Origin of the sequence: Aurantimonas sp. DM33-3, from assembly GCF_014334315.1 — a bacterium.
Taxonomy (GTDB): domain Bacteria; phylum Pseudomonadota; class Alphaproteobacteria; order Rhizobiales; family Rhizobiaceae; genus Aurantimonas; species Aurantimonas coralicida.
Genome location: NZ_JACSGS010000027.1, coordinates 1 through 25,730, shown reverse-complemented (window position 1 = coordinate 25,730; position 25,730 = coordinate 1). Strand labels below are relative to the sequence as shown.

21 protein-coding genes and 3 pseudogenes are annotated in these 25,730 nt (G+C 61.3%); 11 read left to right on the top strand and 13 right to left on the bottom strand.

Features of this window, described 5'->3' with window-relative positions; all coding sequences use genetic code 11:
- Window positions 1–400: pseudogene (locus tag H9Q09_RS21355) on the bottom strand (IS5 family transposase); the annotation flags it as partial.
- Between the two features lie 363 nt (window positions 401–763).
- Here H9Q09_RS21355 and H9Q09_RS21350 point away from each other — a divergent pair.
- Entirely contained in the window at window positions 764–2,440 is a 1,677-nt protein-coding gene (locus tag H9Q09_RS21350) for a site-specific integrase (RefSeq protein WP_187392736.1), read from the top strand.
- 364 nt (window positions 2,441–2,804) lie between these two features.
- Here H9Q09_RS21350 and H9Q09_RS21345 read toward each other — a convergent pair whose 3' ends face one another.
- Window positions 2,805–4,040, bottom strand: coding sequence for a porin (locus H9Q09_RS21345; protein WP_187392735.1), 1,236 nt, complete (start codon window positions 4,038–4,040; stop codon window positions 2,805–2,807).
- Window positions 4,041–4,570: 530 nt separating this feature from the next.
- Between H9Q09_RS21345 and H9Q09_RS21340 the strand changes: the two genes are divergently transcribed.
- The 4 genes and pseudogenes from H9Q09_RS21340 (at window position 4,571) to H9Q09_RS21325 (ending at window position 7,398) form a co-directional block, all read left to right on the top strand.
- Entirely contained in the window at window positions 4,571–5,014 is a 444-nt protein-coding gene (locus H9Q09_RS21340) for an MgtC/SapB family protein (protein WP_187392734.1), read from the top strand.
- Window positions 5,015–5,248: 234 nt separating this feature from the next.
- Complete coding sequence (locus H9Q09_RS21335) at window positions 5,249–5,770, top strand: hypothetical protein (protein ID WP_187392733.1); 522 nt, start codon at window positions 5,249–5,251, stop codon at window positions 5,768–5,770.
- A 180-nt stretch (window positions 5,771–5,950) separates the two neighbouring features.
- Window positions 5,951–6,863 (top strand): annotated as a pseudogene (locus H9Q09_RS21330) (dihydrodipicolinate synthase family protein).
- Window positions 6,864–7,068: 205 nt separating this feature from the next.
- A complete protein-coding gene (locus H9Q09_RS21325; RefSeq protein WP_187392732.1) occupies window positions 7,069–7,398 on the top strand; it encodes a cupin domain-containing protein in 330 nt (109 codons plus the stop codon).
- A gap of 509 nt (window positions 7,399–7,907) precedes the next feature.
- On the opposite strand, the gene H9Q09_RS21320 is transcribed toward H9Q09_RS21325, so the two are convergent.
- The gene (locus H9Q09_RS21320) at window positions 7,908–8,387 is read right to left on the bottom strand and encodes a hypothetical protein (RefSeq protein WP_187392731.1); all 480 of its coding nucleotides are present in this window, start codon (window positions 8,385–8,387) and stop codon (window positions 7,908–7,910) included.
- Window positions 8,388–8,895: 508 nt separating this feature from the next.
- Here H9Q09_RS21320 and H9Q09_RS21315 point away from each other — a divergent pair.
- Complete coding sequence (locus tag H9Q09_RS21315; RefSeq protein ID WP_187392730.1) at window positions 8,896–9,387, top strand: Rrf2 family transcriptional regulator; 492 nt, start codon at window positions 8,896–8,898, stop codon at window positions 9,385–9,387.
- A 460-nt stretch (window positions 9,388–9,847) separates the two neighbouring features.
- Here the strand turns inward: H9Q09_RS21315 and ccoS are convergent, their stop codons facing one another.
- The 8 genes and pseudogenes from ccoS to ccoN form a co-directional block, all read right to left on the bottom strand.
- A complete protein-coding gene (gene ccoS / locus H9Q09_RS21310) occupies window positions 9,848–10,009 on the bottom strand; it encodes a cbb3-type cytochrome oxidase assembly protein CcoS (RefSeq protein ID WP_187392729.1) in 162 nt (53 codons plus the stop codon).
- Window positions 10,006–12,279, bottom strand: coding sequence for a cation-translocating P-type ATPase (locus H9Q09_RS21305; protein ID WP_187392728.1), 2,274 nt, complete (start codon window positions 12,277–12,279; stop codon window positions 10,006–10,008). The genes ccoS and H9Q09_RS21305 overlap by 4 nt, the downstream gene beginning before the upstream one ends.
- 17 nt (window positions 12,280–12,296) lie before the next feature.
- On the bottom strand, window positions 12,297–13,157 hold the full coding sequence (locus H9Q09_RS21300) for a DUF2189 domain-containing protein (protein ID WP_187392727.1): 861 nt from the start codon (window positions 13,155–13,157) through the stop codon (window positions 12,297–12,299).
- A 38-nt stretch (window positions 13,158–13,195) separates the two neighbouring features.
- On the bottom strand, window positions 13,196–13,387 hold the full coding sequence (locus tag H9Q09_RS21295; RefSeq protein ID WP_187392738.1) for a hypothetical protein: 192 nt from the start codon (window positions 13,385–13,387) through the stop codon (window positions 13,196–13,198).
- Between the two features lie 17 nt (window positions 13,388–13,404).
- Complete coding sequence (gene ccoP / locus H9Q09_RS21290) at window positions 13,405–14,286, bottom strand: cytochrome-c oxidase, cbb3-type subunit III (RefSeq protein ID WP_187392726.1); 882 nt, start codon at window positions 14,284–14,286, stop codon at window positions 13,405–13,407.
- Entirely contained in the window at window positions 14,283–14,447 is a 165-nt protein-coding gene (locus H9Q09_RS21285; RefSeq protein ID WP_187392725.1) for a cbb3-type cytochrome c oxidase subunit 3, read from the bottom strand. Before H9Q09_RS21285 ends, ccoP begins: the two co-directional genes overlap by 4 nt.
- A gap of 76 nt (window positions 14,448–14,523) precedes the next feature.
- Window positions 14,524–15,264 (bottom strand): annotated as a pseudogene (ccoO, locus tag H9Q09_RS21280) (cytochrome-c oxidase, cbb3-type subunit II); the annotation flags it as partial.
- A gap of 5 nt (window positions 15,265–15,269) precedes the next feature.
- Window positions 15,270–16,928, bottom strand: coding sequence for a cytochrome-c oxidase, cbb3-type subunit I (gene ccoN, locus H9Q09_RS21275; RefSeq protein WP_187392737.1), 1,659 nt, complete (start codon window positions 16,926–16,928; stop codon window positions 15,270–15,272).
- A gap of 690 nt (window positions 16,929–17,618) precedes the next feature.
- Between ccoN and H9Q09_RS21270 the strand changes: the two genes are divergently transcribed.
- Complete coding sequence (locus tag H9Q09_RS21270) at window positions 17,619–17,906, top strand: DUF1858 domain-containing protein (protein ID WP_187392723.1); 288 nt, start codon at window positions 17,619–17,621, stop codon at window positions 17,904–17,906.
- Window positions 17,907–18,101: 195 nt separating this feature from the next.
- On the opposite strand, the gene H9Q09_RS21265 is transcribed toward H9Q09_RS21270, so the two are convergent.
- Window positions 18,102–18,800 (bottom strand): Crp/Fnr family transcriptional regulator, encoded by a 699-nt coding sequence (locus H9Q09_RS21265; RefSeq protein WP_187392722.1) that lies wholly within the window; start codon window positions 18,798–18,800, stop codon window positions 18,102–18,104.
- Between the two features lie 130 nt (window positions 18,801–18,930).
- Between H9Q09_RS21265 and H9Q09_RS21260 the strand changes: the two genes are divergently transcribed.
- Window positions 18,931–19,371, top strand: coding sequence for a pseudoazurin (locus H9Q09_RS21260; protein ID WP_187392721.1), 441 nt, complete (start codon window positions 18,931–18,933; stop codon window positions 19,369–19,371).
- 384 nt (window positions 19,372–19,755) lie between these two features.
- Here the strand turns inward: H9Q09_RS21260 and H9Q09_RS21255 are convergent, their stop codons facing one another.
- On the bottom strand, window positions 19,756–21,000 hold the full coding sequence (locus H9Q09_RS21255) for an NnrS family protein (RefSeq protein WP_187392720.1): 1,245 nt from the start codon (window positions 20,998–21,000) through the stop codon (window positions 19,756–19,758).
- An 858-nt stretch (window positions 21,001–21,858) separates the two neighbouring features.
- Between H9Q09_RS21255 and H9Q09_RS21250 the strand changes: the two genes are divergently transcribed.
- From H9Q09_RS21250 to gdhA, 3 genes are all read left to right on the top strand, one after another.
- A complete protein-coding gene (locus H9Q09_RS21250; protein ID WP_187392719.1) occupies window positions 21,859–22,299 on the top strand; it encodes a hypothetical protein in 441 nt (146 codons plus the stop codon).
- Between the two features lie 108 nt (window positions 22,300–22,407).
- The gene (locus H9Q09_RS21245) at window positions 22,408–23,421 is read left to right on the top strand and encodes a hypothetical protein (protein ID WP_187392718.1); all 1,014 of its coding nucleotides are present in this window, start codon (window positions 22,408–22,410) and stop codon (window positions 23,419–23,421) included.
- A 648-nt stretch (window positions 23,422–24,069) separates the two neighbouring features.
- The gene (gene gdhA, locus H9Q09_RS21240; RefSeq protein ID WP_187392717.1) at window positions 24,070–25,419 is read left to right on the top strand and encodes an NADP-specific glutamate dehydrogenase; all 1,350 of its coding nucleotides are present in this window, start codon (window positions 24,070–24,072) and stop codon (window positions 25,417–25,419) included.
- Window positions 25,420–25,730: the final 311 nt, after the last annotated feature.

The following is a 25,730-nucleotide window of genomic DNA, read 5'->3' as shown; positions in this document are numbered from 1 at the left end:
AGGCAGTCGGTGATGGCATGGATCTTTGTTGTCTGCCCACCTCGAGAAGGGCCGATTGCCTGCGCCTTCGCCCCCCTTTTCCTCCATGAGCAGATCGGTGTGCTTTCACGTAGGTGGAGTCGATCGAGGCTGAGCGGCTCAGCACACCTGTTGCGACCAGTGCCTCCAGAATGCTGGTCCAGATTCGCCGTCGAGACCAGCGGTTAAAGCGGTTATAGATCGTCGTTGCAGGTCCGTATTCGCTCGGGCAGTCCTGCCAACGGCTGCCGGTCTTGAGAACGTGCAGGATGCCGCTGATGACCCGGCGATCATCTACGCGACGCGCCCCTGGCTGGTTCTTTGGCAGATGCGGCTCGATAGCGGCCCACGCCTCGTCGTTCAGCCAGAACAGTCGTGCCATCCGATCCTCCCTTGGCTCCTTTGCGCACGAGGGAATCCGATTTGCTCCGAAGCTTCAATAGGATGAATGGGTGTCGACCCTAGCTTGTTTGATGTCTTTGGCATGCACTCGGTCTTACCCCAACGTTTATCCCAACTATATTCTAGGATTGTAGCGGACGTCGTTGGATGTTGGTAGACCCTAAAGCCCGCAAGCGTCTATTAAATATGCGTTATCGGAACATCATGATACGCTTCGGAACATAAGTTCGGCGGACCCCCTCTCCGCCATGCCTAAACCATTGATTTTACCTATCTGAAACGTCCGGATTCTCCGCCTTCCTGTCACAGCGCCCTGTCACGATTTTTTTCGGGCGTTTGTTACTTGCAAGATTCCCTCACACCCTTCGTCACGAGGCGCGGATCAGTCTTCTGGTTCCGTAAACCGGTCCCGGTCGATCTGATCGTGCGCCTCGGCAAGTCGGACATCCGGCGATCGCTTCGAACCTGCGATCGTCGGACCGCGACAAGACGGGGTTGGGCGCTGGTGCGTGCGGTAGAGGAAGCATTCGAGACGTTGAGGAGCGCGGGGCTTGGCCCCGACGCTCGCTCGGCGTTCGGTGCTATTCTCGACCACGTCATGAATGAATTCGACGCTCCCCAGACGCGCTGGGCCGAGCGGGCAAAATATCGCTATCTGATCGATCGGCTTCTCGCAGGTCAGCCGCTCGTTCCTCCTTCGATACCGGTCGCGGGATCCTCAATGCCTGAAGAGGCCCTGAACCCTTCCTCATCCGTGACGAGCGAGTTGGAGATTGCCCGCTCTGCAGAGGCAATGGGCGCCGACCTAACGGCGGATGGCATCCCGATCCATCCTCGCCCTCCGATCTCCGTTGCCGATGTCGCAGCGCTCTTCGAGAACGGCATCGAGGCGGCGATCAAGCGAGCCTTGGCACGTCCGGGATCGGAAGACTTACTATCGTCGCGGCTACCCGCCTTCCTCGAGAAAAAGCGGGAAGAGCTGGGCCCGAAGGCCAAGCACCTCGCCGATTATCCTGGCCGTATCGCGGTCTTCGTGGCCATCGTCGGGGACAAGCCGATCGGGAGCTACAGCATCGAAGACATGCACCGCTTCCGTGATGTTGTGGACCAGATACCGGTCAAGGCGAAGCAGCGTTTCAAGACGGATGATCCGCTTCTTCAGATCCGGATGAATGCGGAACTCGCGATGCCCGTGCCGAAGATCGACCCTATCACCGTCGATGCGAAATACCTCTCGCCGATCAAGACCCTGTTTTCCCATTTCGTCACGCTCGGTCTGATCGAAAGGAACCCGCTGTTTGGCGTCTCCTCGAAGCGGGTAAAGGGTGACGACGGTCTGGCGATCGGTGAGTCCGAGGAACGCCTCCCCTTTGAACCCCACCATATGCCTGCGCTTCGCGCCATCGCGGACCGGAAGCCCAATAACACTCCAGATTATTGGTGGATTCGCGTGCTGCCGCTTACGGGGCTGCGGCTTGATGAATTTGCGGTCCTTTCACCGCTGGACATCCGACAGATCAACGGCCGGTGGTGCATCGATTTGCTCTATCTCGACAATGGCGATCCGGTTCATCGCGAGCGCCGCAGGGAGCTTGACCTGAAGACGACGAGCTCTCGTCGGGTGGTCCCGATCCACCCAGCCCTGATTGCTGAAGGCTTTCTTGAATTCATCGAGAAGCGTCGGGCGCGTGGAGGGGATCGCGTGATGCTGTTTCCTCACTGCAAACCAGACCAGTACGGCTGCTACTCCGCCGCATTGTCGAAACGCCTCGCACGGCAGATCGACGTTGTCACGACCGACCCTCGTCACGTCGCGCATTCGACGCGGCACAATTTTGCAGCGGCTTGCGACGCGGCCGGCGTCCCTGAATCGGTCCGCGAGAAGTTCATGGGGCATACCATCGATGGGGAGGGCTCGCAGGGCCGGACCCGTAGCTCGCGAAAAAAACTCAAGCGTCGCTATGGCTCCCCCGTGCCGTCTGCGGAGGAGATGGCCTGGATCGATCATCTACAAATCTGACCCAGGTGTTATAGGCCACGTTCGCCGGCGTGAGCAGGGCCTCTGCTCTGACGTTGCCGATGGGGCCGCACGACCATCCCCACAGGCCCGCTCTGGGAGGCAAAGACATGCTCGACATGGCCGCGTCCCGCTGATTTTGCAGCATTCGCCCTGCGCGTTCTAGCCGGCACGGGCCGTCCTTTCGGATTTCTGCGATGGATACGGCTGGTCTTGCTGACTCCCTTGAGAAAGCGCTCGTTCTAGGCCGAGCGGGAGGATGACGTTGGCGAGTTCGCGCTCGTAGCGCCCGCGGGCGTCAGTCCACTCTATTCGGTAGCCGCTCGCCATCAATTGGCGCAGCCGATTCGCGGGCTGTAAACTTCGTCTAGAAATCGAGTTGGAATCTCGCGAGGACGGTATCGATCTTGTTGTCCTCCGGAAGGCCTTGGTTGAACGCCACATCCGCAGCCTTGCTGACCTCGGTGCGGAAATAATCGACGACAACGCGGCTGTAGCGGCTAGTCCACCAGTTGATGCCGACGCCGAGTGTCAGAATCTCGCCGCCGCGAAGCTCGCCGCTGTCGAGGTCGAGATAGTCGAGCCGCCCGGCCACTTCCAGCGCGCCCCAGCCGCCATCGGCGAGGGATGCGCCGTCGGCGAGCAGCGGCCGGCCGAAATCGCCGGTGCCGGCCTGGTAGTTGCGCGCCGCGTTCCGGGTGACGAAGTAGCTCGCCTCGACGTAGGAGCCGTGGAACACCGGATCGTCGGCGCGGGCGGACAGCCTGTTGCCCATCACCGGCGAACCGGCCTGGACGACGTCGACGCCGACTTCGGCCTGGAGCGAGAACGGCCCGCGCACCAGTGCCGCCTCCAGCCCCACAAAGACGTCACTGTCTCCGCGGAACGGCCGCGTGCCGAAGACGGTGGGCAACGGCCCGGTGACGCTGCCGCCGAAGAAATCGTAGACCGCATCGGCCTTGCCGGTCCGGCGGTAGAAGGCCGAGGCGCCGAGATGCACCGCGCGGACGTCCTCCGGCGCCAGATCGTCGGCATCGGCGTTGTTCACCGGCGCCCACGTCGCGCGGCCGGCGACCAGCAGCCCGTTATCCGGGCCTTCCTGGTTGACGTTGTTGCGGAAGACGCCGGCAGCGAGGCTGTAGTTTCCGCCGTTCCGGTCGACGCCGATGCCCAGTCGCCGCTCGAAGCCGAAGGCGTCGGTGAACATCGGCCGCTCGGCAAAGGCGGTGAAGCGCGAGCTGGTCTGCTCGGCGAGCGAGACCGGCGGCTTGTACTGGCCGAGCGAGACGGAGAATGGCAGGGCGTCGCCGCCATAGGTGAAATAGGCGTTGGTGACCGTCCACTCCTCGCCGCTGAAGTCGAGTTCGACCTCGTAGTCGATGTCGCGGAAGAGGACGCCGTCGACACCGATGCGGCCGCCCGACAGATCGACATCGTCGGAGGGGTAGGGATCGCGGGCCGGATCGAGCGGCAGCCCGCCGAGCGTTGCGCCCGGCGCCAGCTGCCTTCCGTCGGCACTCACGGCGTCGAGATAGAGGCGGCCGGTGGGCCGGACGGAGAAGACGGTCTCGCCCACGTCGTCACGAACGACAACTTCCGGCACGCCCTCCCCAGCTAGTGTGACACCTTTCGCGCGCACTGTTTCCGGTTGCGCGTGGGTGGTGCCGCATGCGAGGACAGCGGCGGCAAAGGCGCAAGGCATACCGCTGGTCTTCGAGCGTCGCGTTCTCAATTTCCGCTCCCCGCTTACTGCGTTGATCCACCAAAACGGCGCGCTTAGGCGAGCGCGGCTCTATTCTCCCTGACCGCTCTCAATCTGGCGCGTTTGATCGGCCAAGCGCTGCCAATTTTTGCGTGATTCTTCATGCCGCTGTCGTTGACCTTCTGTTGCCGCTTCCGAAGCATCTATCTCCGCCGCGTCAGCCCTGGCTTGGCAGACGGCGCTGCTGATCATCTGGGTTCGACCCGATTTGCCCGTCACTTCAGCCTCCCTGCGCCGTCATGGTGCATCCATGTCGCATGGATTCGCCGCAGGTAGAGCTAGTTGGCCACACCTTGGCAAACACGCTGACACGGCCACCTCGGAACTGCCACACTCCATACCTTCTCAGAAGTTTGTTGGGGAGGAAGCCTATGGACCCGCTATTTGCAGACTGGGGCTGGATCAAGGAGATCGAACAGGCAATCCGGCTGCTCGCCGCGGCCTTCTTGGCGGGAATTGTCGGCTACGAACGCGAGCGCGGCGATAAGCCCGCAGGGCTACGTACCCACATGCTCGTCGGCATAGGCGCCTGTCTGTTCACGCTGCTGATGGTGGAACTCGTCGATCGGTTTCAGCAAGACGGCGTACAGGCGGACCCCATCCGTATCGTGGAGGCGATCACGGCCGGGATAGCGTTCCTTGCGGCGGGAGCCATCATTCAGTCGCGGGGCGAAGTGCGCGGCCTCACGACCGGTGCGTCCCTGTGGGTGGCTGGGGCCGTAGGACTTGCAAGTGGGCTCGGAGAATACATCCTCGCCGTAATGGCCGTGGTTCTCACCCTGATCATTCTGCGTTTGCTACGCCTCGTCGAATGATGCTGGTGACTTTGCCACGGGAGGGCTGGCTTACGTCGTTTCCGATGTCATCGCCAGCATCGCGTCACCCTTCGTCGATCGGTTGACGCCGGAATGCCCAGCGCAGTCCGGCTGCGTGAAAACGGAACACCGTCGTTCCAAATCACTCCAACTCCATGCGGGCGGGAAGTCTCAGAGCGACTGTGAGGGCTGTAGTCGTGCGATCGCCGAGGAATTTGATCGGACGCAAGTCGCATGTTGTCTAACTGCGTTACGCATTGCGTTAATGTTTTAGCGGCCGTCGTTGAAGGCGCCTTCAGTATGCCTTGCTCGTCATTTGCCCCATCGATCTATTTTGACGACTCCGATCTCGATGCGCTCGCGCGTGAATTCAGCGAACGCATTCGCGCGGATTCGGCTTTGCGTCCTGTTTTGGATCGGCTGGTTGGCAATCGCTGGGAAGATGCTGAGCTGGCGATCACCGACTTTTTGCACGCGACCTTATTCTTCCAATCCCATCCGCAGATCGATGAAGACTGGCTCACTCGTGCGGCACATGACCTGAACCTCGCGACGCTGGATCGGCTGGGTGATATTTTACTCGACTGCGCGCTGGTTGCGCTCCCGCTGCATAGCGCTGCCGTAATTGCTGAAATCGGCGATGCGCTGGCCTGCCTGCTTGGAGACGTAGTCTCCTTGGAGGATGCCGACCGAAAGCGGCGTCTGCCGTATTTATATGATCGTTTGCGATCGGGAGCTCTGATGAATCGGCTCTAACGTTGGAGAAATTGAACGTAGTATGACAGCTATATAGCGTCCGTTACTTCATAATCGCGGAAGATTACAGGAATTGCCTTTTCGATATGGCGGCGGATTTGACAGAATGGGGATGCCGCCTCCGGGATCGGGCCACATATGCCTGCTCATCTCCAGTTGATCGTGAATAAGAAGCCGACGATGTTGTATACTTCTCCCTTCCACGGCCTCTCCGCCTTCCCGCTTACCCCGGCGAACGAGCAGGGCCGAGTCGATACCGAGACACTTGCCCGCTTGCTGGAGCGCGTGCTTGACGCTGGCGTGGATTCGCTTGGCCTCCTCGGCTCGACAGGCATTTATGCCTAACCTGACCCGAGAAGAGCGGCGGCGTGCCATTGCGGCGGCATCCGAATGCATGGGCGGACGGGTGCCGCTTATAGTTGGGATTGGAGCTCTGCGCACCGACCAGGCTCAGGAACTCGCGCGGGACGCAGAGGCCGAAAGAGCGGACGCGCTCCTCCTGGCACCCGTCTCTTACACGCCGCTCACGCAGGACGAGGCCTGCGAGCATTTTCGTGCAATCGCCGCGGCGACCGACTTGCCACTATGCATCTACAACAACCCCAGCACCACCCACTTCAACTTCGGGACGGATCTCCTGGCGCGGCTATCCGAGATCGAGTCGATACGGGCAATGAAGATGCCCCTACCTGCCGGCGGAGACTTCGACGGAGAGTTGCCGATCTTTTGGGCTCGCACCGGACTTTCCGTCGGCTGTAGTGGTGATTGGGGCATGGCCGCGGCAATGCTAGCAGGTGCCGACGTCTTCTACAGCGTCCTCGCAGGTATGCTGCCGCGGACGGCTCTATCGCTGGTTCGCGCTGCCCAGACCGGTGACTTGGAGAAGACGCGGGGCATTGACGACACGCTGTCACCTCTCTGGGACACTTTCAGAGTTTATGGCAGCCTGCGCGTAGTGTACGCGCTGCTTGATATCCTTAATCTGGGGACGGCGGAGCCGCCCCGCCCCTTACTTCCGCTCGCGCCGGACGCACGCCTGCGTGTGACGGCAGCGGTTGAGCCACTCCTCTCCATGGAGTTCGGGTACCCTTAAGCGCATCTTCGAGAACATCCCGGAGAGGCGGAAATCGATCTACGTCCACGGCCGGCACGTGCAGCAGGTGGGCTCGGCGACATCGATCAATTGGAGGGATGCGGCAGATATGTCATCTGGTCTCGCTGCTCGCTCATTAGAACTCTCGCCCCATATCCCACTGACCAGGGGCGAAGAACTGCTCCATGCAGACGAGGAGCATCGGATGGCGTTGAAGCATGCGAACGCGGGTGACATAGTCGATCTGTCACCATTGGGATCACGATTGAAGGATACCAAGACAGCTGCAATCATCAAATCGGAGGCTTTTGAGGCTGTGCGTCTGGTAGTTCGCGCCGGCGCTACAATCCCAACGCACCATGTGCCTGGACCTATCACGTTGCATGGTCTGGAAGGCCGAGCAGTGATCTCCGTATCGGGGGCCGAAGTGGAATTGAAATCAGGTGACTGGCTCTATCTCGAGGGTGGGGAACCCCACTCGGTGCGCGGCATTGAAGATTCCTCTATTCTCCTCACGATCATTTTTGCAGACTGAGGGTTGGTTCGAAACTCATGAAGTTCTGGCGATGTGACGCACAAGGTGGATTAAGGTTCTGATGGAATCGATCGCGGCTTCGAAATTCTTGGCAAGCCTTCGGTTTTGGTTGAATTAGGCGAAGAACCGTTCAAAAGCCCATTGTCGCGGCGGAACCGTAAAGCTGATCGAATTCGGGTTTGCGGACGACTTCGATGGCGATAAGCGTCGCGTCGCCAACTTAGGCGCCGGAGTAACCGATCTCGGCGAACGCCCACTCGATGAGGACAAGCCTGAACTGAACAAGTTCTGCCATTTTCCGTGCCGTTTGACGGGATGATTGATCCACCTACTTTGTTCACATGTTTAAGAGAAACAACCTTCCAACGGACTTGGTTTCGATCCTGTCGATCGCTTTCGGCGCAGCCGTGATTGTTCCTAGCGCGATCTCGCTGGCACTGATCCTAGTTGCGATCGGCGACCTTCTGCTGTGAGGGACCGGTGGGTGGCGACTTAGGGCTCCCCTTCCCTCAGGCGGATAAAGCCACGGGGCCGGCAGGTCGCTGCCGCTGACGAAACGTTCGTTGTGGCCTGAAGACCAGGGCAGGTTCTGCTGGCGCCGGCGCTCCTGCCGACAAACTCGTTCTGCGGAACAACGCCGTGACATGCGTCCGGACTTCCCGGCCGGCGGCTGCCGGAAGATAGGCGGCGAGCATCTGATCAAAGAATGGTTTCAAGATCCTGCCGGTCGTTCCGCCGTCGGCACAGATGAGCTCGACGATATTCTCGGCCAGCTTCGACAAGGTCGCGTCTGCGGAAGACACATCGAGGATCGCTGCCATCGTCTCTTTGATCTTCGTCCAGTTCCCGCCCGAGATATGAGTCATCACGTTACAGATATGCGGGTGCGCCCGGAAGTTCGCAACCATGGTCACGGCTAGGTCTGCCGCGTCGATGGGGTGTTTCTTCCCGTCCGCGGACTTGGCCGAAGAAAGCTCGATCGAACACATGCGACTCTCTCATTTGTCAGCGCGCCTTGATGATGCCGGCGGCGATCTTCCGGACTGCTCTATTCGTCCGAGTGTTCTGTTTGTTCAGGCTCGCTATTGCCCTGCGAATCGAGGCAGCCGGCGTAGGAACGGAGCGGAGCGGAGGGCGCCGTCGCCAGAAGCCTGCTTCCAGAGGCAGCCCGCATGGCATTGGGTGTTGCGCTTGGCCGCTAAAGGAGGATTTTCAGCGCGAGACCGAGGATGATCGCACCCCAGACACACATGTTGATGATGGAGCGGAACACTCCGCCGTCTTCCTCGACGCTTATTCCGCACTTCTCGAGCGCGAGATTCCCAGGAAACAAGAAGCACTTAAGGATGAAGTTCAGCACTGGAACTGGTGTCTCCTCAATGGACAGGCCGCTATTTACAGCCAATTTAACATGCATCAATGGTGCATATTATGAACGCTATTGCTAGCGTTGTGAAAAAGCAATATCTCTTATGCATCATTTTTGGGAGGGTCCCCTTGCGGCTGACGCTGTACACGGACTACGCACTGCGACTGCTCATGTATCTGGCGCTGAAGCCTGACCGGCTGGCGACCGTCAAGGAGACATCCGAGGCATACGGCATCTCGCGAACTCACTTGATGAAGGTCGCCCCCAATCTCGTTCGAGGCGGCTTTGTGGAATCAGTCAAGGGAAGAGGAGGGGGGTTGCGTCTTAAACGGCGCGCGAGCGAGATTCGGGTGGGTGATGTGATCCGCTCAACCGAAGAGGCATTTGACGGCTTTCGGATCGTCGAATGCTTCAATCCGGCACGCAATACCTGTCGGATAACGGGCTCGTGCCGTTTGCGTGGCGTGCTGCGCGAGGCCCTAGAGGCCTACATGATGGTCTTGGACCGCTTTACCCTTGCCGATCTTGCAGCGCCGGACGCGTCCCTCATGGACATACTTGGGATCTCGACGATGCTGCCGCCGGCAGTCGCCAAGACTGTTAACGCCAACCATCAGTAAGCGCGGTCGATCGACCTCGTCTGGCGCCATCCCAAGCCGGTATAGCGCCGGAATCCGACATCAATTATCTCGCCGCCAACGTTCAGGATTCATTGGCGGATACGACGCGCAATCGGTGGCGCCGCCATACTCGTACCGCAGCAAAGAGGTCGCCGTACCTACCGCCTTGCGGTTCTGCCTCTCCGCCCGCCGGCGCCTTACATCTTCTCTTCAGGCTCCTCTGGCCGCCCGTCCCGGCCCGGTAGGCAGCATAGAACAGAGGGCCCGCTGGAGCTCCCGAGCATGGAAGGCGTAGCCTTCGACATTCTTACGATCCCATCCCACAACAGCCCCAGTGCGGATACCCTGCGATAGAACCATTCTGCCGGTAACCTTGGCCTGATGTTCTCGAATGCTAGAGCGGCCAGCAGCGCAAAGAACTGTGATACCGGCGGCATGCCGCTATGCGGTCCGATCTCGCTCACCGGTGATCGCGGATCGGCTTGTCCTCGTCCGTCAGGATACGCTCAGCCGCGCCATCGAGATCCTCATACTGGCCGTTCCGGAGCGACCACAGGAAGGCTCCGAGGCCAGCCAAACCTAGGCCCAGAGCGATCGGGATCAGGAACATGTACGTGCTCATTCTGCCGGCTCCATGACCAATGGCGGCTGCCGGTTTTCTGCCCTCTCCACGCGCCGTGGGCTTGAGATGTTGCGCAGGCGAAGCGCATTCGCAACCACAACCAACGAGGATCCCGACATCGCCAGTGCTGCGACCAGAGGCGTGACATAACCGAGGACCGCGACAGGAATCGCGACTGCGTTGTAGCCGATTGCCAGCGCCAGGTTCTGCCGGATCAGGCGCCCCGACGCGCGAGAGACCTCCAGGGCGAGTGGGACGGCGGCCAAGCTTTCTCGCAGGAACACGAGGTCGGCGGCGTTGCGACCGATGTCCGCGGCCGTGGCGGGAGCGATCGAGACGTGAGCGGCCGCCAGAGCCGGAGCATCGTTCAAACCATCTCCGACCATGAGCACCTTGTGGCCTGCGTCGGTCAGTGCCCGGATGCGATCCACCTTTTCGCGGGGAAGCGCGCCGGCCCGGACGGTCGCGACCCCGAGCTCCGCCGCGATCCGCGTTACCTCGACGGTGCGATCGCCCGACAGAATCTCGATGCAGAGCCCCTTGCGCTGCAGATCGGCCAAGGCCGTCGCCGCGTCCTCGCGCAACCGATCCTCGAAGACGAAACGCGTGATGAAGCGGCCATCCCGCGCCAGTACGGTCCCCACATGAGCCCCTTCCTGATCTGCGGCACCCTTCACCGCCCAGTCCGCACGGCCGAACCGATAGACCACGCCGTCCCAGCGGGCTTCGACACCTGAACCGGGGATTTCCGCCACATTGTCGAGCGCGACCGCGCTCATCCCGTCGGCATGACTCGCCAGCGCCTTCGACAGTGGATGACGGGAATGGCTCGCGATGGCAGCCGCCAGCCGCAGATCCGCGCGAGCGATATCTGCCACGTTGACCAGATGCGGCCTTCCGAGCGTCAGCGTTCCCGTCTTGTCGAATACGGCCGTATCGACATCGGCGAGCCGTTCCATGGCCGACCCGTCCTTCACCATCACCCCGCTTTCGAAGAGGCGGCGGGCGGCGACCACCTGCACGATCGGCACCGCCAGTCCGAGAGCACAGGGACAGGTGATAATCAGAACGGCGATCGCGATGCTGATCGCCTGATGCCAGTCGCCGTCGAGGAACATCCAGCCAAGAAATGTCGCCAGGGCGGTCAGATGCACCACCGGCGAATAGAGGCCGACAACCCGGTCCGCCATCCGCCTGTAGCGCGCGCGTCCGCCCTCCGCCGCCTCCATAAGCTGGATCATCTCAGCCAGGAAGGATCGATCGGCGGCGGCGGTGGCGCGAATTCGCAGCGGCCCTGTGAGGTTGAGCGTGCCGGCCTTCAGGCAGGCCCCGGCTTCGGCCCGGAATGGCTCGCTCTCGCCGGATACGATCGAGCAGTCCAGATCGGAGGTGCCGTGCTCGACCTCGGAATCGACGGGCACCCGCTCACCGGCAGCCAGAAGGATGTTCGCTCCGGGCCGGATCTCGGAAACCGGCAGATAGATCGTGCTGCCGTCCTCGCGGACGGCAGTCGCCCCCCGCGCGGAAAGCTTCGCGAGGCCTTTGACCGCCGTGCGGGCGCGTTCGCGCATCATGTGGTCGAGCGTGCGACCGATCAGCAGGAAGAAGATCAGCGCCACGGATGCGTCGAAATAGGCGTGTTGGTCGCCCTGTATCGTGTCACAAATGCTCAGGCCGAAGGCGAGGATCACGCCGACCGATATCGGCACGTCCATGTTCGTCCGACCGTTGCGAAGTGCGCTCCAAGCCGAGCGGAAGAATATGCGGCCGGAGTAGAAGAGCGCCGGTAATGCGATCGCGGCCGAGATCCAGTGGAAGAGGTTGCGCGTCGACGTCTCGGCGCCCGACCACACCGCAACCGACAGCAACATGATGTTCATGGCGGCAAAGCCGGCGACGGCCAGAGCCCGCAGCAGATTGGCGAGGACCGGATCCTTCTCGTCCGCGCTGTTGTCGTGGAGGTGCGCCGGGAAGCCGATCGCCGTCAGGGTCTGTATGAAGGGCGGCGGGGTCTCCCCGTGCCAGTGGACTGCGACCCGCTTGGTGGAAAGGTTCACGCGAGCATGCTCGACATGGTCGAGCGCACGGAGAGCGCCCTCGATGGCGCGCATGCAGCTGCCGCAGTGGATGCCGGGCACAGAGAGCACGGTCTGCCGAAGATCATCCGTGATCTGCCGGCTCGCGAGGAGAACCTCTTCGACATGGGCATTGCCGGCGGGACCGCTGGTTACCTCCGGAGCGGTATCGACGTCTTTGGAACAGCCCTTCATAGTCGCTGCCGTTGGTCCTAGACCTGCGCCAGTTGTGATGGCGGCTCGTCCACGTGGGATATTTCGTCGGGCCGGCGGATCGCCTTGTAGGCGTGCCACGTGCCATGCCCGAGCAGCGGGAACGCCACGATGAGGCCGGCAAGACCCGTCAGCAGGCAGATCACGAACAGACCCAAAGCGATGGCACCCCAGGTAATCATAACCGGCAGGTTGTTCCAGACGAGCATCATGCTGGTGCCCATCGCGGTGAGCGCGTCCGATCGTTCGTTCAGTAGCATCGGTATGGAGAAGGCGCTTATCGCGAAGGAGAAGGCCGCGAAGAGCCCACCGACGACGGCGCCGACGATCAGCATCGCCCACCCGATGCCGGTCGTGAGCAGCATCGGGATTAGGTTGTCGAGGCCGGGGAACGGCCGATAGCCGAAGAACAGGGCATAGACGATCACCGCAGCCCGCCACCAGATGAGCATCAGAAGACAAAGGAGAATGCCGACGAAGAACATCTGTGTGCCGGATTTTGCCCGCAGGCGGTACAAGCGACCGAGGCTGACGGTCTCGCCTGCATCCTGTCCCCGACTTAGGTCATAGAGGCCGATCGCGACGAAAGGACCGATGATGAGAAAGCCCGCCAAGGCCGGGAAGAGGATGTGGTCCCATCCAAACGAGAACATGCTCCACACGGTCAGGATGGACAGCAGGAATATCACGAGACCATAGGCAAGGCTGATGTGGGGATGCGCGACCATATCGCGCCAGCCGGCCTTCAACCAGCCCAGCGCGGCTGAAGGGGGGAGGTGACGCTGGAACTTGGGGTTCTGCATTTCCCGAATGTCCGAGGTCTGGGTGAGAAGGCCGTAGTTCTCGTCGGCTTCGGTCATCGATCGTTCTCCGCGTGGTACTTCGGCTGCTCGTCGCATTAACAGGCAGATTTGGCCGCCCGGAATTGGCCGGCTTTAGTCCCCGGCCCCTTGAGATGCGCCACGCAATCGGGCTGGGTTGCGAAGGCGACATAGACAAGGTGCGCGTTGGCGCCTGCAAAGAGCAGGACGCCGGCCAGGACAAGACCGCCCACCATCCACCGGATCCTGCTTCGGTTGCTCTGGGCCACGGCCGCTCCTTTCCGCGTCAGGGGGTCTGGTGGCTCAACGAGTGGACGTAGACTGCAAGGATCTTGATCTCTGCCTCCGTCAGCCGCTCGTCCCACGTCGGCATGTGCCCCTGGCGGCCCCCGTGGACCGAGGTGACGATCGTTTGCAGATCGCCGCCATAGATCCAGAATGCGTCGGTCAGGTTCGGAGCGCCGACCTCTCGCATGCCCGTAGCATCCTCGCCGTGGCAGGCGGCACAGCTGGCCGCGAATATCTCTCGCCCCGCCTCGACTTGCTCGATACTATCCGTCGTCGTGACTGCGGGATTGCTGAGCGAGTACACATAGGTTGCGACGTCGTGAACCTGGTTACGGTCCAGCATCTGGTCGCGGCCGAAAGCCGGCATCTGCGCAAACCTGGTTTCGTCGTGCATCGCATTGATCCCGACCCGCATGGTCTCGGCGATCGTTTCCGGGTCTCCGCCCCACAGCCAGTCCTGGTCGGTCAGGTCAGGATAGCCGATGCGGCCGGTTGCGGTGACGCCATGGCACGCAGCGCAGTTGTCGCCGAACAGCTGGGGCGCGCTCTGTTCGACGACTGCCATCAATTGCGGGTCGGTTTGGATCTGCTCGAAGCTCGAGGCTTCGATTTGCGTCACCCACGGCGCCCGTTCCATTGCAGCTGCGATGAGATTTTCCTCCACGGTTTGCCGCTGATCGATACCGAGCAGGCCCTTCGTGTATGTCGAGCCAAGGGGCCAGGTCGGCATCAGGAACCACCACAGCACCGCAAAGATGTGCGTCACGATGAGGAAGATGAGCACCCCGCGCGGAACCGGCGTGTCCAATTCCTTGATACCATTCCACTCGTGGCCGGTTGTACGGTGCCCGCTGACTGGATCGCGATCTTCCGGCTTCATGGCCGATCGTCCTTGTCGAGAATGCTCTTCTTTGCCCTGTCGAAGAGCTTTCTGTTGGACGGCCAGAATGCATAGACGACGACGGCGAGGAAGAACGCCATCAGATAAAACAGGCCCCAACTCTTGGAGAAGACGACGAGAGTTTCGTAGTCGAGATCCATGGAGTTAGCCTCCTGGTGCTGGTGCTGGTGCTGGTGCTGGTGCTGGTGCTGGTGCTGGAGCGGTCAGCTCCTCGAGGTCCGGTGGTTCGCCCGGGGTGGCGGTATCCTGATAGGCGGCGTTGGTCAGCAGTCCAAGAACCTGCAGATACGCGACCAGCGCGTCCATTTCGGTGAGCTCTGTCGCTACCCCGTCGAAAGTGCTGATCTGCGTCTCCTCGCCGTAACGTTCGCGAACGGCTGCGGCGTACGCGCTGTCGGGCGAAGCCTGGCCGATCGCATCCTTCTGGGCGTTCGCGATCATCTCGTCGGTATAAGGCACGCCCACAGCACGTTGTGCCGCGAGATGCTGGCCAAGGTCGCTGGTCTCCAACCCGTCGCGGGCCAGCCAGGGATAGGCAGGCATGTTGGACTCCGGGACGACGTCGCGCGGATTGGTCAGATGCGCCACGTGCCAGAAGTCGGAATATTTGCCGCCAATGCGCGCAAGATCTGGCCCCGTCCGCTTGGAACCCCACAGCATTGGGTGGTCATACTGGGACTCCACGGCCAGAGAATAGGGACCGTAGCGCTCGACTTCATCGCGCAGCGTGCGGATCATCTGGCTGTGGCAGGCGTAGCAACCCTCTCTGATGTAGATGTTCCGCCCAGCCAGCTCCAGCGGGGTGTAGAGACGCATGTCGGGAGCTTCCTCCACCGTCTCGTCGATGGTGAAGAGCGGCGCGATCTCGACGATGCCGCCAACGCTGGCGGCTGCGATGATTGCGAGCACAAAGCCAATGGCAGACCGTTCGATCTTGCGGTGGAAAAACTCGGCCATGGGTTCTACTCCGCCGGCGCAGGGGCAACAGCCTGCGCCGCTCGATCGTCAGGCATGTCCGGCGCTCGCCGGCCAGTGGCTTCCGGCACGGCACTGACCGTCATCCAGATATTGTAGCAGCCGACCACTGCGCCGAGCAGGAACAGCAGCCCCCCGAAGGCACGCGCGATGTAATACGGATACATGGCAACAAGGGAATCGATAAACGAATAGGCAAGGGTGCCGCTCTCTGTATAGGTCCGCCACATCAGACCCTGGACTATGCCGGAGTTCCACATGGAGAAGACGTAGACAAGCGTACCGGCGATCGCGAGCCAGAAGTGCACTTCGACGAGCGTAGCGGAATACATCCGCTCCCGCTTCCACAGGCTCGGCACAAGTGTATAGATTGAGCCGAAGGTAATCAGCGCCACCCAGCCCAACGCGCCGGCATGGACATGGCCGACCGTCCAGTCGGTGTAGTGCGACAGCGAGTTGACGGGGCGGATCGCCATGAACGAGCCTTCGAACGTCGAGAGCCCGTAAAATACGGCGGCCACGAACATAAAGCGCAGGGTCGCGTCGTCGCGCACCTTGTGCCACGCGCCGTTGAGGGTCAGCAACGCATTCCCGGCCGAGGCCCAGGAGGGCACCAGCAGCATGACCGAGAAGGTCATCCCCAGGGTCTGAACCCAGTGCGGCAGGGCCGTGTAGTGCAGATGGTGCGAGCCTGCCCACATGTAGAAGAAGGTGATGCCCCAGAAGCTGAGGATGGACAGGCGATAGGAAAAGATCGGCCGATCTGCCCGCTTGGGCAGATAGTAGTACATCATGCCGAGGAAGCCGGCAGTCAGGAAGAAGGCGACGGCGTTGTGGCCGTACCACCACTGCACCATCGCGTCCTGGACACCCGACCAGATCGTATAGCTCTTGGCGTGACCGAGAGAGACCGGCACGGCGAGGTTGTTGACGATGTGCAGGATCGCCACGACCACGATGAAGGCCAGGAAGTACCAGTTCGCAACGTAGATGTGGGGCTCTTTCCGACGCGCCAGCGTGCGAATGTAGAGGACGAAATACGTCACCCACACCACGACGAGCAGGAGATCCGCGTACCATTCTGGCTCCGCGTACTCCTTCGACTGTGTCAGGCCCATTGCGTAGCCGCTGACGGCAAGAATGCAGAACAGATTGTAGCCGAAGAGCACGAACCAAGGGCTCACCTGGCCCGCCAGGCGGGCACGAGACGTCCGCTGCACGACATGGAAGGAGGTGGCGATGAGCGCGTTGCCGCCAAAGCCGAAGATGACGCCCGTCGTATGCACCGGCCTGAGGCGACCGAAACTGAGCCAGGACGTCTCGAAGTTCAGTACGGGCCAGGCAAGCTCGGCAGCTACCCACACGCCGACGAACATGCCAAACACGGCCCAGATCATCGTCAGCGTGACACCGGCCTTGATCGGATCGTCGTAGTACTCAGAAGACCGTCGCGCGAGCTCCGGCTCCGGATCGTCATGGTGCGCAAGCAGGAAGAAAATCGCCACCGCACCCGCCACGAGCATCAGCGCCCCGTGCACTCCGAGCGGATCCGTGCCCCCCGCGACCGCCAGCAAAAGGCCGAATGCTGCAAGGACCGCCATAATTGCGATCGAGAGCTGCCGTTCACCCTGTGTCAGCTGTGAGATCATGTCGCCGTCACTCTTGTTCAGCGGTGTGTGAGGCGCGGCTGCTGCCGCGCATCAAAAAGATGCACCAACGATGCGCCTTATGCACGCTTCCGTTCACTTCCGAAACCCCCAAACAAGCCATTGTTGCGTCCGGGAACTAAGAAGCCATAACGACCGAGCCGCCATTTCTTCCTGCTTTGTCGGGAGTTCAGCGGCAGCTTGGAAAAGGTCGGTCGTTTATGGACCACCCTGCTAGTTTTAGCCACCGTGCGGCAGCCGTGGCCGCAGCCCTTCAGCTTGCCGGCGGGAAGCCTAGAAGGAAGATAATCGCTATGAGGATCAGGGCGACGATGACGACTGGGACGACTATTTTCATGATAACCCCTAACGCTGTACCCGTCGTTCCGGTAATCCGTTCATGCCGAGACGCGCATCGCGGTGCTCGTCGCCAACCGTACAACGCAGATCTATTCCCCTTGCGCATACTCCCGCAGCTTCTTTGCTAGACTTGCCTGCGGTAGGCCATGATCTGTCGCGTCGAAAGGAACCTGCATCAAGCCGGGCGTCCCTTCCACAGCAACATTGCAATTCAGGCGTTACGGGCGGCAGCGAAAGCTGCTGCACCGCAGCAATTCGTGCTGCTGTTTGCGCACTGACAAAGTCCGATGATCGACGGGAGCTAGAGATTGGGTCTCAAGGAGACGCAGCATGAATCCCTCAGCGATCGATCCTAAGATGCCAGTGGATGAAATCATGCGCAGGTGGCCCGCAACGATCGGCGTCATGATCCGCAACAGGATGCTGTGCATCGGCTGCCCGATCGGGATATTCCACACGGTCGCGGATGCGTGTGCCGCTCATGGGATCAACGAGACGGCGTTCGCCGCGGAACTCCTGACAGCGATGCGAGGCCGTCCCGCGGCGGACAAATCGTCGGACATTGAGACAATCTCCGGGGATCAGGTCGCAACGAGGTCGCAGCAAGAGCACCTGTAGGCCTGCACGAATAGCCGAAGAGGTCACAGGGAGGGGCCCTTGGGCACCCGAGTCCGCCGCGGCGCTGAATGATCGGATCGCGGGAGTGCGTTCGCTAATCATTGCGCGACGCGGAGGAGGTCGAACACCCTAGATCGCCGAACTCCGACCGCAGGTTCTGCAGGCTTGACATAGCCGAATATACTGTGACGAAGCCTATTTTCGCGGCCTGTTCTCGGCCACCAGCATCAGGGCGTGAGGATCCTTCACCGTCACCTTTTGTCTCCCGCTGCGTACGATCCCCTGGTCTTCCCAGGCGCTCAGCAGCCTGCTGACGGTGTGAAGCGTGCTGCCGGTCATCTCGGCGATATCCTGGCGGCTGATCGGGAAGTCGATCTCGATACCGTCCGGTGTCTTTCGCCCGGACTGCGACACCAGCCGAAGCACCGCGCTGGCAATCCGCTGCTCGACCTGCTGGGTCGACATCTCCACGACGCGCGCCTGCGTCTCCTGCAAGCGATTCCCGATGGTCTGATACGCGCTTGCACCGAAGGCCGGGAACCGGGACTGCAGGTCGTGCCATACGGAATTCGGCCAGGCGATGCCCACACAATCCACTGCGGCGATCGCGCTGGCCGGATAGGTTCTAGTCCCCATCGCAATGGCGATGCCGAACAGCTCCCCCTCGTTGATGTAGCGGGCGATCACCTGTTCCCCGTCAGGCGTGGTGCGGACCACCCTTATGTGGCCCGACAGCAGGAGGAAGAACTGCTCGGCCTTCTCGCCCTGGGTGAAGATTTCCGAATTCTTCGGGTACCGGGAAGATCGCGCCGACGCGAGGATGGCATCCAGGTCACGGGCGCCTAGATCGGCGAAGGCGGGAAGGGCGGCGATCAGCGATCTGTCTAAAGCCATGCAATCGTCTCTCGTGACCAGTCGGACAGTCTTCTAACTCCCGTTTGCGCTTGCGCAAACTGTCGCTCGGCGCACCGGCCTATTGAGGGGGCAACGGCAGCCCAAGCTGTCGGAACAAGAGGACATGAAAATGAAAAAACTTCTGGTCGCCATCACGCTCGGTGCAGTCATGGTCGCAGGCGCGGCAGGAGCGGCCGAAATCGAGGTCCAGATGCTCAACAAGGGCGCCAAGGGTGCCATGGTATTCGAGCCGGACTTGATCGTTGCCGCTCCCGGCGACACGATCCGCTTCGTGCCGACCGACAAGGGGCACAACGTCGAGAGCATCAAGGGTATGCTTCCCGAGGGAGCGGAGTCCTTCAAGAGCAAGTTCAACAAGGAATTCACGGTCACCATGGACGCTGAAGGCCTATACGGCGTCAAGTGCACGCCACACTACGGGATGGGCATGGTCGCGTTGATCAAGGTCGGCGAACCTGCAAATGCCGACGAGGCTCAGGCCGTAACCCATCCCGGGAAGGCCAAGGCCGCCTTTGCCGACCTCTTCAGCGAGACGGTAGCGTCGAATTGAGCCCAACCGTCGGGGGAGCTCAGGCAGTCACCAACGCCTGAGTCCCTCCAGCGAAGAGTGCGATATAACCGATCTTTGGAAGCACCGCATGGCAGTAGCCGGCGGTGCTTGTGTGTGATGGGCTCCGGCGCCTTTCCGGGGTACGGCGTAGAGTTCGCCGGTCTCTCGCTCGGCCGCATCGGTCGAGGGGCAGGCTGCCGCAAAATGCCACAGACGCCGCGAACTCCTGACTGCGGTTGCTTGCCAGGCGCTTCTTTAACAGACGTTCGCCAGCAAACCCGAAAACCGTCAGAAAGCCGGCGCTGCACATGAGGTCGGCCGCCAGCACGACGCATCGGTGGCGCCACGCGGTTCATCCGCGACGACGAAGAGGGCGCACGGCGTTCAAGCGCCGGCGCGGGGCCCCCAGAGTATCGGCGCAAAGCGGACGGCGAACAGCAGGAAGCCGCAACACCAGAGCGCTCCGCCCAAAGCGAGCGCCGTGGTATACCAGTCGCCTGCGAACGGCGCGACTACCCTCAGACCGGCCCCGACGGATACCAATCCATACATCGCGACGACGGAGCGGTCGGCGATGATCGCCCGTCTTGTGTGGCCAAGGCTCGCTCGGGTCATGACCGCGAGCGTCATGGATCCAACGGCGCCTGACGTGAGGGCGTGGAGCGCGGCTGAAGCCGGCAGGAAAGCGACGAACTGGCTGATGCCCATGAGAACGAGTGCAAGGGCCAGCCACCCATAGCCGAGGTGGAGAACGAACAGGATCGGCTGGGTCAGCGTCGCCATGCCGCACCACCGCGTCAATCTTGCCGCGAGCAGGAGACCGGCCAGGGACAGCGCAACGCCCGCTGCTGGCGTTTGCGGCAAGCCGGCCCATGCCAGCATCGCGACGACCGTTGCCGCGAGGGCGGCTCTGTCGAGCGCGCCGAAAGGCGACGGAACCCTGGTAGATCCTTCCTTGACCAACCAGTTGCGCGTGAAGCTAGGCACGATCCGTCCACCGATGAGCGCGAGCAGGGTTGCCGCGACGGCGAGGGACAGACGTTGACCGAGACCATATGGCCCGATGCCCATGTTCCCCAAGTGGTCGACGGCGTTGGCCAGCCCGAGTACGGTGAACATCGCCGCGACCGGCGCGTTCTTCCAATTTCGCCCTGCGAGAACCTCGCGCCAGATGGCGAAGCTTAGAGCTGCAGGAAATGTCAGGTCCACCGCCATAGCCAGCCAGGGATCGGGCGAGAACAGGCAGGCTGCCCTTCCGGCAATCCATAGGCCGACAAGCGCCAGCAGCGGCAGCCCACTGAGAGGCAGCCGGCCGGTCCAGTTGGGAATCGCGGTCAGGATGAAGCCCGCAAGGACCGCACTCAAATAGCCGAACAGCATCTCGTGCGCGTGCCACTGCATGCCCTCGAAGGGACCGCCGAACTGGACGCCGCTGAAGAAGGCCCAGAGCCAGAGCGGGATCGCGAGCCCCGCGTGGAGCGCAGCCAGGAAGAAGAAGGGCCTGAAGCCGTAGTGCAGGATCGGCGGCATCGACCGGATCCTTCCTCGGCCGTCGCGGGAGAGGTCGCCCGACTTCAGCGCCGCGCGGGGCGCGGAACGGTCGGACGTGGAGGTGGACAGTGCAGCCATCAGGCTTTTCCTGTTTCAACTGCGCGGCGGCCCGAGCGACGAGGCTGAAGAGGCGGCGGGATGAGGACGGCGGCGCGGGTACAGTTAACACGGGGAGCGGCATCTGATCGGCTATCTGCAGTGAGCTTTCACCCTCCTCAGACGTCCGGTTTTCTGCAACTCCAGCATCAATTGATCAGCCTACAAAGATGATTGTAAGGAGAAGTGACGAATCTGAGATGCCGAGGATCGAGTGCGGGCTCCCCGCCTTTCAGATAGATCCAGTCATTGGGTTCCAGTTCCACTTCGGTCTCCGGCAAGGCGATCACCGCTCGCCCTTCCAAACAGAGAAGTGTGATTGGCCCCGGGACATGATGCGTCGGGACCGTAGCGCCCGCCCGAACGACCAGGCGTACAGCCTCGAAAGCTTCCGATTTGACGATTGCGGCTGTCCTGAAATTCTTCAGGCGCGGCCCCCAGTGGCGAGAGATCAACGATTTCGCCTGCTTCCGCCTGCTTCAGGGCCATCCAGTGCTCCCCGTTTTCACTGCAAGGCAGTTCCTCACCTCGCTGTTGCGCAACGATATGATGTAGGGACGCCGTCTGGCCAGTGGTCCAACAATGGAGCCTTCGGGCGGGCTTGTAGCCGACCCGACCAAACGAACGCTTCTGGGAGATCACGAGGCGCCCGCCCGGCCGGCTGCGGTCGTGAGGAAGCCGGAAATCTCAAGCTTCCGCATTCTGAGGAACGAAGGACCAGTGCGGCAAAGAATTCTTATTTGCGCCAGCGCAAAGTAGCGCTCCGAGATTCCCGCCACAAGAGCTTCCAGACAAGCTGTCGGTCCCTGATTGGCCGACGCGGATGCGAGAAACCGGAAAATGCTCAGTGGCCTGTTGACCGAAAGCTACGAGAAGCTACTCAACGAGCGGCCCGAGTATTTTGTCTTCAACGGGCATGTCGGGGCCCTGACTGATCATTATCCTTTGAAAGCCGCGGTGGGTGAGACGGTTCGCATCTATTTTGGCGTCGGCGGACCGAACTGCACTTCTGGTTTCCACGTGATCGGAGAAATTTTCGACAAGGCTTACCAGTTGGGATCGGTGACGAGTCCCCCCATCACCGACGTCCAGAGCATCATTGTTCCGCCTGGATCAGCCAACATCGTGGAATTCAAATGTGAAGTGCCCGGGCGGTACGTGCTGGTTGACCATGCTCTGTCGAGAGCGGAGCGGGGCCTGGCAGGCTACCTGATTGTCGAGGGAGAGGAGAACCCAGAAGTGTTCGACGCCCCGCCGAACGAGCACGACAGCGGCCACTAAGCGGCGGGAGGCGCGAAGAGAGTGGGCGGCGGTCACCGTCCACTCCCTTGCGATCGACCCGTCGTCATCGCGTCCTGTCACAGGGCACCTCAACAGCAGGAATTGATCATGATCAGAATTAGCGCAGCCGCTGCGATCAGCATGAGCGTGCTTACATCAACAAGCGCAAGCCTGGCCGCTCGCGAAGTGCACAGCCAAGTAGCGCAAGCGGCTGGCCACGGCCACCAGACGCACCAACAGCCCGCGGCTGGTGGCACCCACGCACACAGCAGCGCTGCACACGACACGGCGGACGTCGTACTGCAAACGCATCCGAAGAAGTTGGAAGCGGGAACGTCCGCAGAGCTTGCATTCGCTCTGGCCGATTCGTCCGGACAGCCAGTCCAGGGGCTGCTCAAGCATCACGGGCGCAAGCTGCACGTGGTCGTCGTCAGCGACGATATGCAGGTGCTTGGTCACATCCATCCGCAGGATTTTGACGAACCGGTAAAGGATGGATCTGCGAAGGTGTTCTTCAACTTTCCCCGGGCGGGACGCTACCTCGTCGCCGTCGATTTCGTGACGGTGGCGCATGGTGCCCAGGACACGCAGTTCCTCGTGGACGTCGCCGGTGCGCCTTCCGATCCTGTAGCGCAATCGGAAGCTCGGCCCGGCCTGACTTCCGTCAAGCTGGAAGAAGACGACCGCTACACAGAACCAGTTGTTTTGCAGGACGCGGTCCAAAGCCAAACCTACACCGTAACGCTAGACCAGCCGGATACGGTAAAGGCGGGCGAAGAGGCAAATTTTTCTTACCGTTTTATGAAGAACAAGATGCCCGTTACGAGCCTTCGACCCTATCTCGAAGCCCCGTTGCATCTTGCCGTCGTGAAGGATGACCTGACGACGTTTCTGCATACCCACGGGACTCTTATCGCGCAGCCCCACGGGGCCGTCGACCATAGTGATCATGGGGCAGTAGCCTTGGAAGTGAAAGGTAATCATCCGGGGATCCCAGTCGCTTTCGGCCCGGAGGTTGCGGCAGCTATTACGTTCCCGGAGCCGGGAACCTATTACCTCTTCGCCCAGGCCGCCCACGGCGATCATCTGGTGATCTCGAGGTTTGCCGTGCACGTGAGATGACCCGGACGTCACACCTCAACATCCCTCTCGTCGAAAACTTGCCGGAGGCTTCTTCCGGAGGCCAGATGTCGTTCTTTGCGCTTCGTCCAGTCCCCGAAGGAGATCCTAATGAAAAAGCTCATTCCGGCGGTCCTGTCGATCAGACCCTGTTTCAGGGTGTAAGGGAGATAGCGTGGACGGGAGGCAACTTGCCGGACGAGTGGTACGACGAATTTTCGTTTGGGGTGACACTACCCGCCGGGGAGCCGAGGTCCGTGATCCGCAGGCTCCCTCTGGCCTCTCTGGGGCCTTCTGGCTCGGATGACGCCGGGCGACGGCCTTGTCATCCGCAGACTTGAGCGGCCATTGTCGCCGTCTCGGGGGGCGATTTGCCGGCGAGGTGTAATTCATCAAGCGAGGCCGGTGGGTTATTCAGATCGAGGTTCTTATCAGCGACTTAGAGAAGACAGCTTTCGTCGCTGAGACCGAGATTTGGGGGTCCCTATGATTCCGAAAGCTCCCGTCTTGCCCTCAGTCGCCTGTCCCAGACGCACTACATACTTTGCGAAGCTGATTGTTCTCCCGGAGCGGCCGACACTCCGGCTGTTGCGGTTCGAGTTCACACACCGGCGTACGACAGCCGTTCCCGAGCCTAATGGAAAAGATAACATGTCCCCAGTCGATGAGAAGCTCCAACCGATCCTGACCGAGGTCCTTCGCCGCAACGCCGGCGAGACCGAATTTCACCAAGCCGTGCGCGAGGTGTTGGAGAGTCTTGGCCGGGTCGTAGCGAAACACCCCGGCTACGCGGAGAACGCACTGATCGAGCGCGTATGCGAACCGGAACGGCAGATCATCTTCCGCGTGCCATGGGTCGATGACCAGAACCAGGTCCAGATCAACCGCGGTTTCCGCGTCCAGTTCAATTCGGCGCTCGGGCCGTACAAGGGCGGCATCAGGTTCCATCCGTCGGTAAACCTGGGGATTATCAAATTCCTCGGCTTTGAGCAGGTTTTCAAGAACGCGCTCACCGGCTTGCCGATCGGCGGGGGCAAGGGTGGTTCGGACTTTAATCCTCGTAGCCGCTCCGATGGTGAGATCATGCGTTTCTGCCAGTCCTTTATGACCGAACTGCACCGGCACCTCGGCGAGAACACGGACGTTCCGGCGGGCGACATTGGAGTGGGCAGCCGAGAAATTGGCTACATGTTCGGCCAGTACAAGCGGCTGACGAATCGCTACGAATCGGGCGTGCTGACCGGCAAGGGCCTGTCCTATGGCGGCTCACGCGCACGGACGGAAGCCACGGGATACGGCGCTACCTATTTCGTGCAGCGCATGCTTGAGAGACGCAGAGAGACCCTCGAGGGCAAGCGCGTCGTCGTATCGGGTGCAGGCAACGTCGCGATATACACGATGGAGAAGGTGCTGGCTTTTGGGGGCGCCGTCATCGCCTGCTCGGATTCTGGCGGCTATGTCGTGGATGAGACGGGAATCGACCTCGATCTAATAAAGGAGATCAAGGAGGTTCGGCGCGGGCGCCTTTCCGAGTACCCGAGACTAAAGGGTTCTGGCGCGCATCATGTCGAGGGTGGTTCTATCTGGGATGTTGCCTGCGACGTGGCCATGCCGTCCGCCACACAGAACGAGTTGTCGGGCAAAGACGCCGTTACGCTGGTCAAGAACGGCGTCGGAGCGGTCGGCGAAGGGGCGAACATGCCCTGCACGCCCGACGCGATCGACGTATTCCAGAGCGCCGGCGTGCTAGTCGCGCCTGGAAAGGCCGCGAACGCAGGAGGCGTCGCGACTTCCGCGCTGGAAATGCAGCAGAATGCGTCTCGTGACAGCTGGACATTCCAACGCACGGAGGAGCGGCTAGCGGAGATTATGTGCAACATCCACGACCTTTGCGCTGATACAGCCGAGGAGTATGGGGCTCCCCAGAACTACGTGCTCGGCGCGAACATCGCCGGTTTTGTTCGCGTGGCCGAAGCCATGCGTGCTCTCGGAGTGATTTGACCGCCGACCGGCAAAACCGGCTTCGCAGCCAGTTCGAGGTCATTCACTGGCTGGCGCTCCGGATATGGGGTCGGTCCGCATCCAGAAGCGGCGGAGTGCGACCTGTACAGATAGCGAATGGCCTTCGCCGCATGATTATCTCTGGAGGCTCGGCCAAGAAGAACAAGGACACATTTGATGTTACACAATCATACCGGCCCGCTCATGAACTGACCGCTTTAATGTACGGGTAGTTGCAAAGGGACCGGATGCGGCTTGGATCTCTGGTGGCGCGGTTCCAGGCATCGCAGCAAGCGTCGATGATGGCTTGC

Bases quoted from the DNA above. Each gene is read 5' to 3' on its own strand.
- H9Q09_RS21340 (WP_187392734.1), top strand. From the start codon at position 4,571: ATGGACCCGCTATTTGCAGACTGGGGCTGGATCAAGGAGATCGAACAG.
- H9Q09_RS21335 (WP_187392733.1), top strand. From the start codon at position 5,249: ATGTTGTCTAACTGCGTTACGCATTGCGTTAATGTTTTAGCGGCCGTC.
- H9Q09_RS21325 (WP_187392732.1), top strand. From the start codon at position 7,069: ATGGCGTTGAAGCATGCGAACGCGGGTGACATAGTCGATCTGTCACCA.
- H9Q09_RS21320 (WP_187392731.1), bottom strand. From the start codon at position 8,387: ATGTGTTCGATCGAGCTTTCTTCGGCCAAGTCCGCGGACGGGAAGAAA.
- ccoS (WP_187392729.1), bottom strand. From the start codon at position 10,009: ATGAGCACGTACATGTTCCTGATCCCGATCGCTCTGGGCCTAGGTTTG.
- H9Q09_RS21305 (WP_187392728.1), bottom strand. From the start codon at position 12,279: ATGAAGGGCTGTTCCAAAGACGTCGATACCGCTCCGGAGGTAACCAGC.
- H9Q09_RS21300 (WP_187392727.1), bottom strand. From the start codon at position 13,157: ATGACCGAAGCCGACGAGAACTACGGCCTTCTCACCCAGACCTCGGAC.
- ccoP (WP_187392726.1), bottom strand. From the start codon at position 14,286: ATGAAGCCGGAAGATCGCGATCCAGTCAGCGGGCACCGTACAACCGGC.
- H9Q09_RS21285 (WP_187392725.1), bottom strand. From the start codon at position 14,447: ATGGATCTCGACTACGAAACTCTCGTCGTCTTCTCCAAGAGTTGGGGC.
- H9Q09_RS21270 (WP_187392723.1), top strand. From the start codon at position 17,619: ATGAATCCCTCAGCGATCGATCCTAAGATGCCAGTGGATGAAATCATG.
- H9Q09_RS21265 (WP_187392722.1), bottom strand. From the start codon at position 18,800: ATGGCTTTAGACAGATCGCTGATCGCCGCCCTTCCCGCCTTCGCCGAT.
- H9Q09_RS21260 (WP_187392721.1), top strand. From the start codon at position 18,931: ATGAAAAAACTTCTGGTCGCCATCACGCTCGGTGCAGTCATGGTCGCA.
- H9Q09_RS21255 (WP_187392720.1), bottom strand. From the start codon at position 21,000: ATGGCTGCACTGTCCACCTCCACGTCCGACCGTTCCGCGCCCCGCGCG.
- H9Q09_RS21250 (WP_187392719.1), top strand. From the start codon at position 21,859: ATGCTCAGTGGCCTGTTGACCGAAAGCTACGAGAAGCTACTCAACGAG.
- H9Q09_RS21245 (WP_187392718.1), top strand. From the start codon at position 22,408: ATGATCAGAATTAGCGCAGCCGCTGCGATCAGCATGAGCGTGCTTACA.
- gdhA (WP_187392717.1), top strand. From the start codon at position 24,070: ATGTCCCCAGTCGATGAGAAGCTCCAACCGATCCTGACCGAGGTCCTT.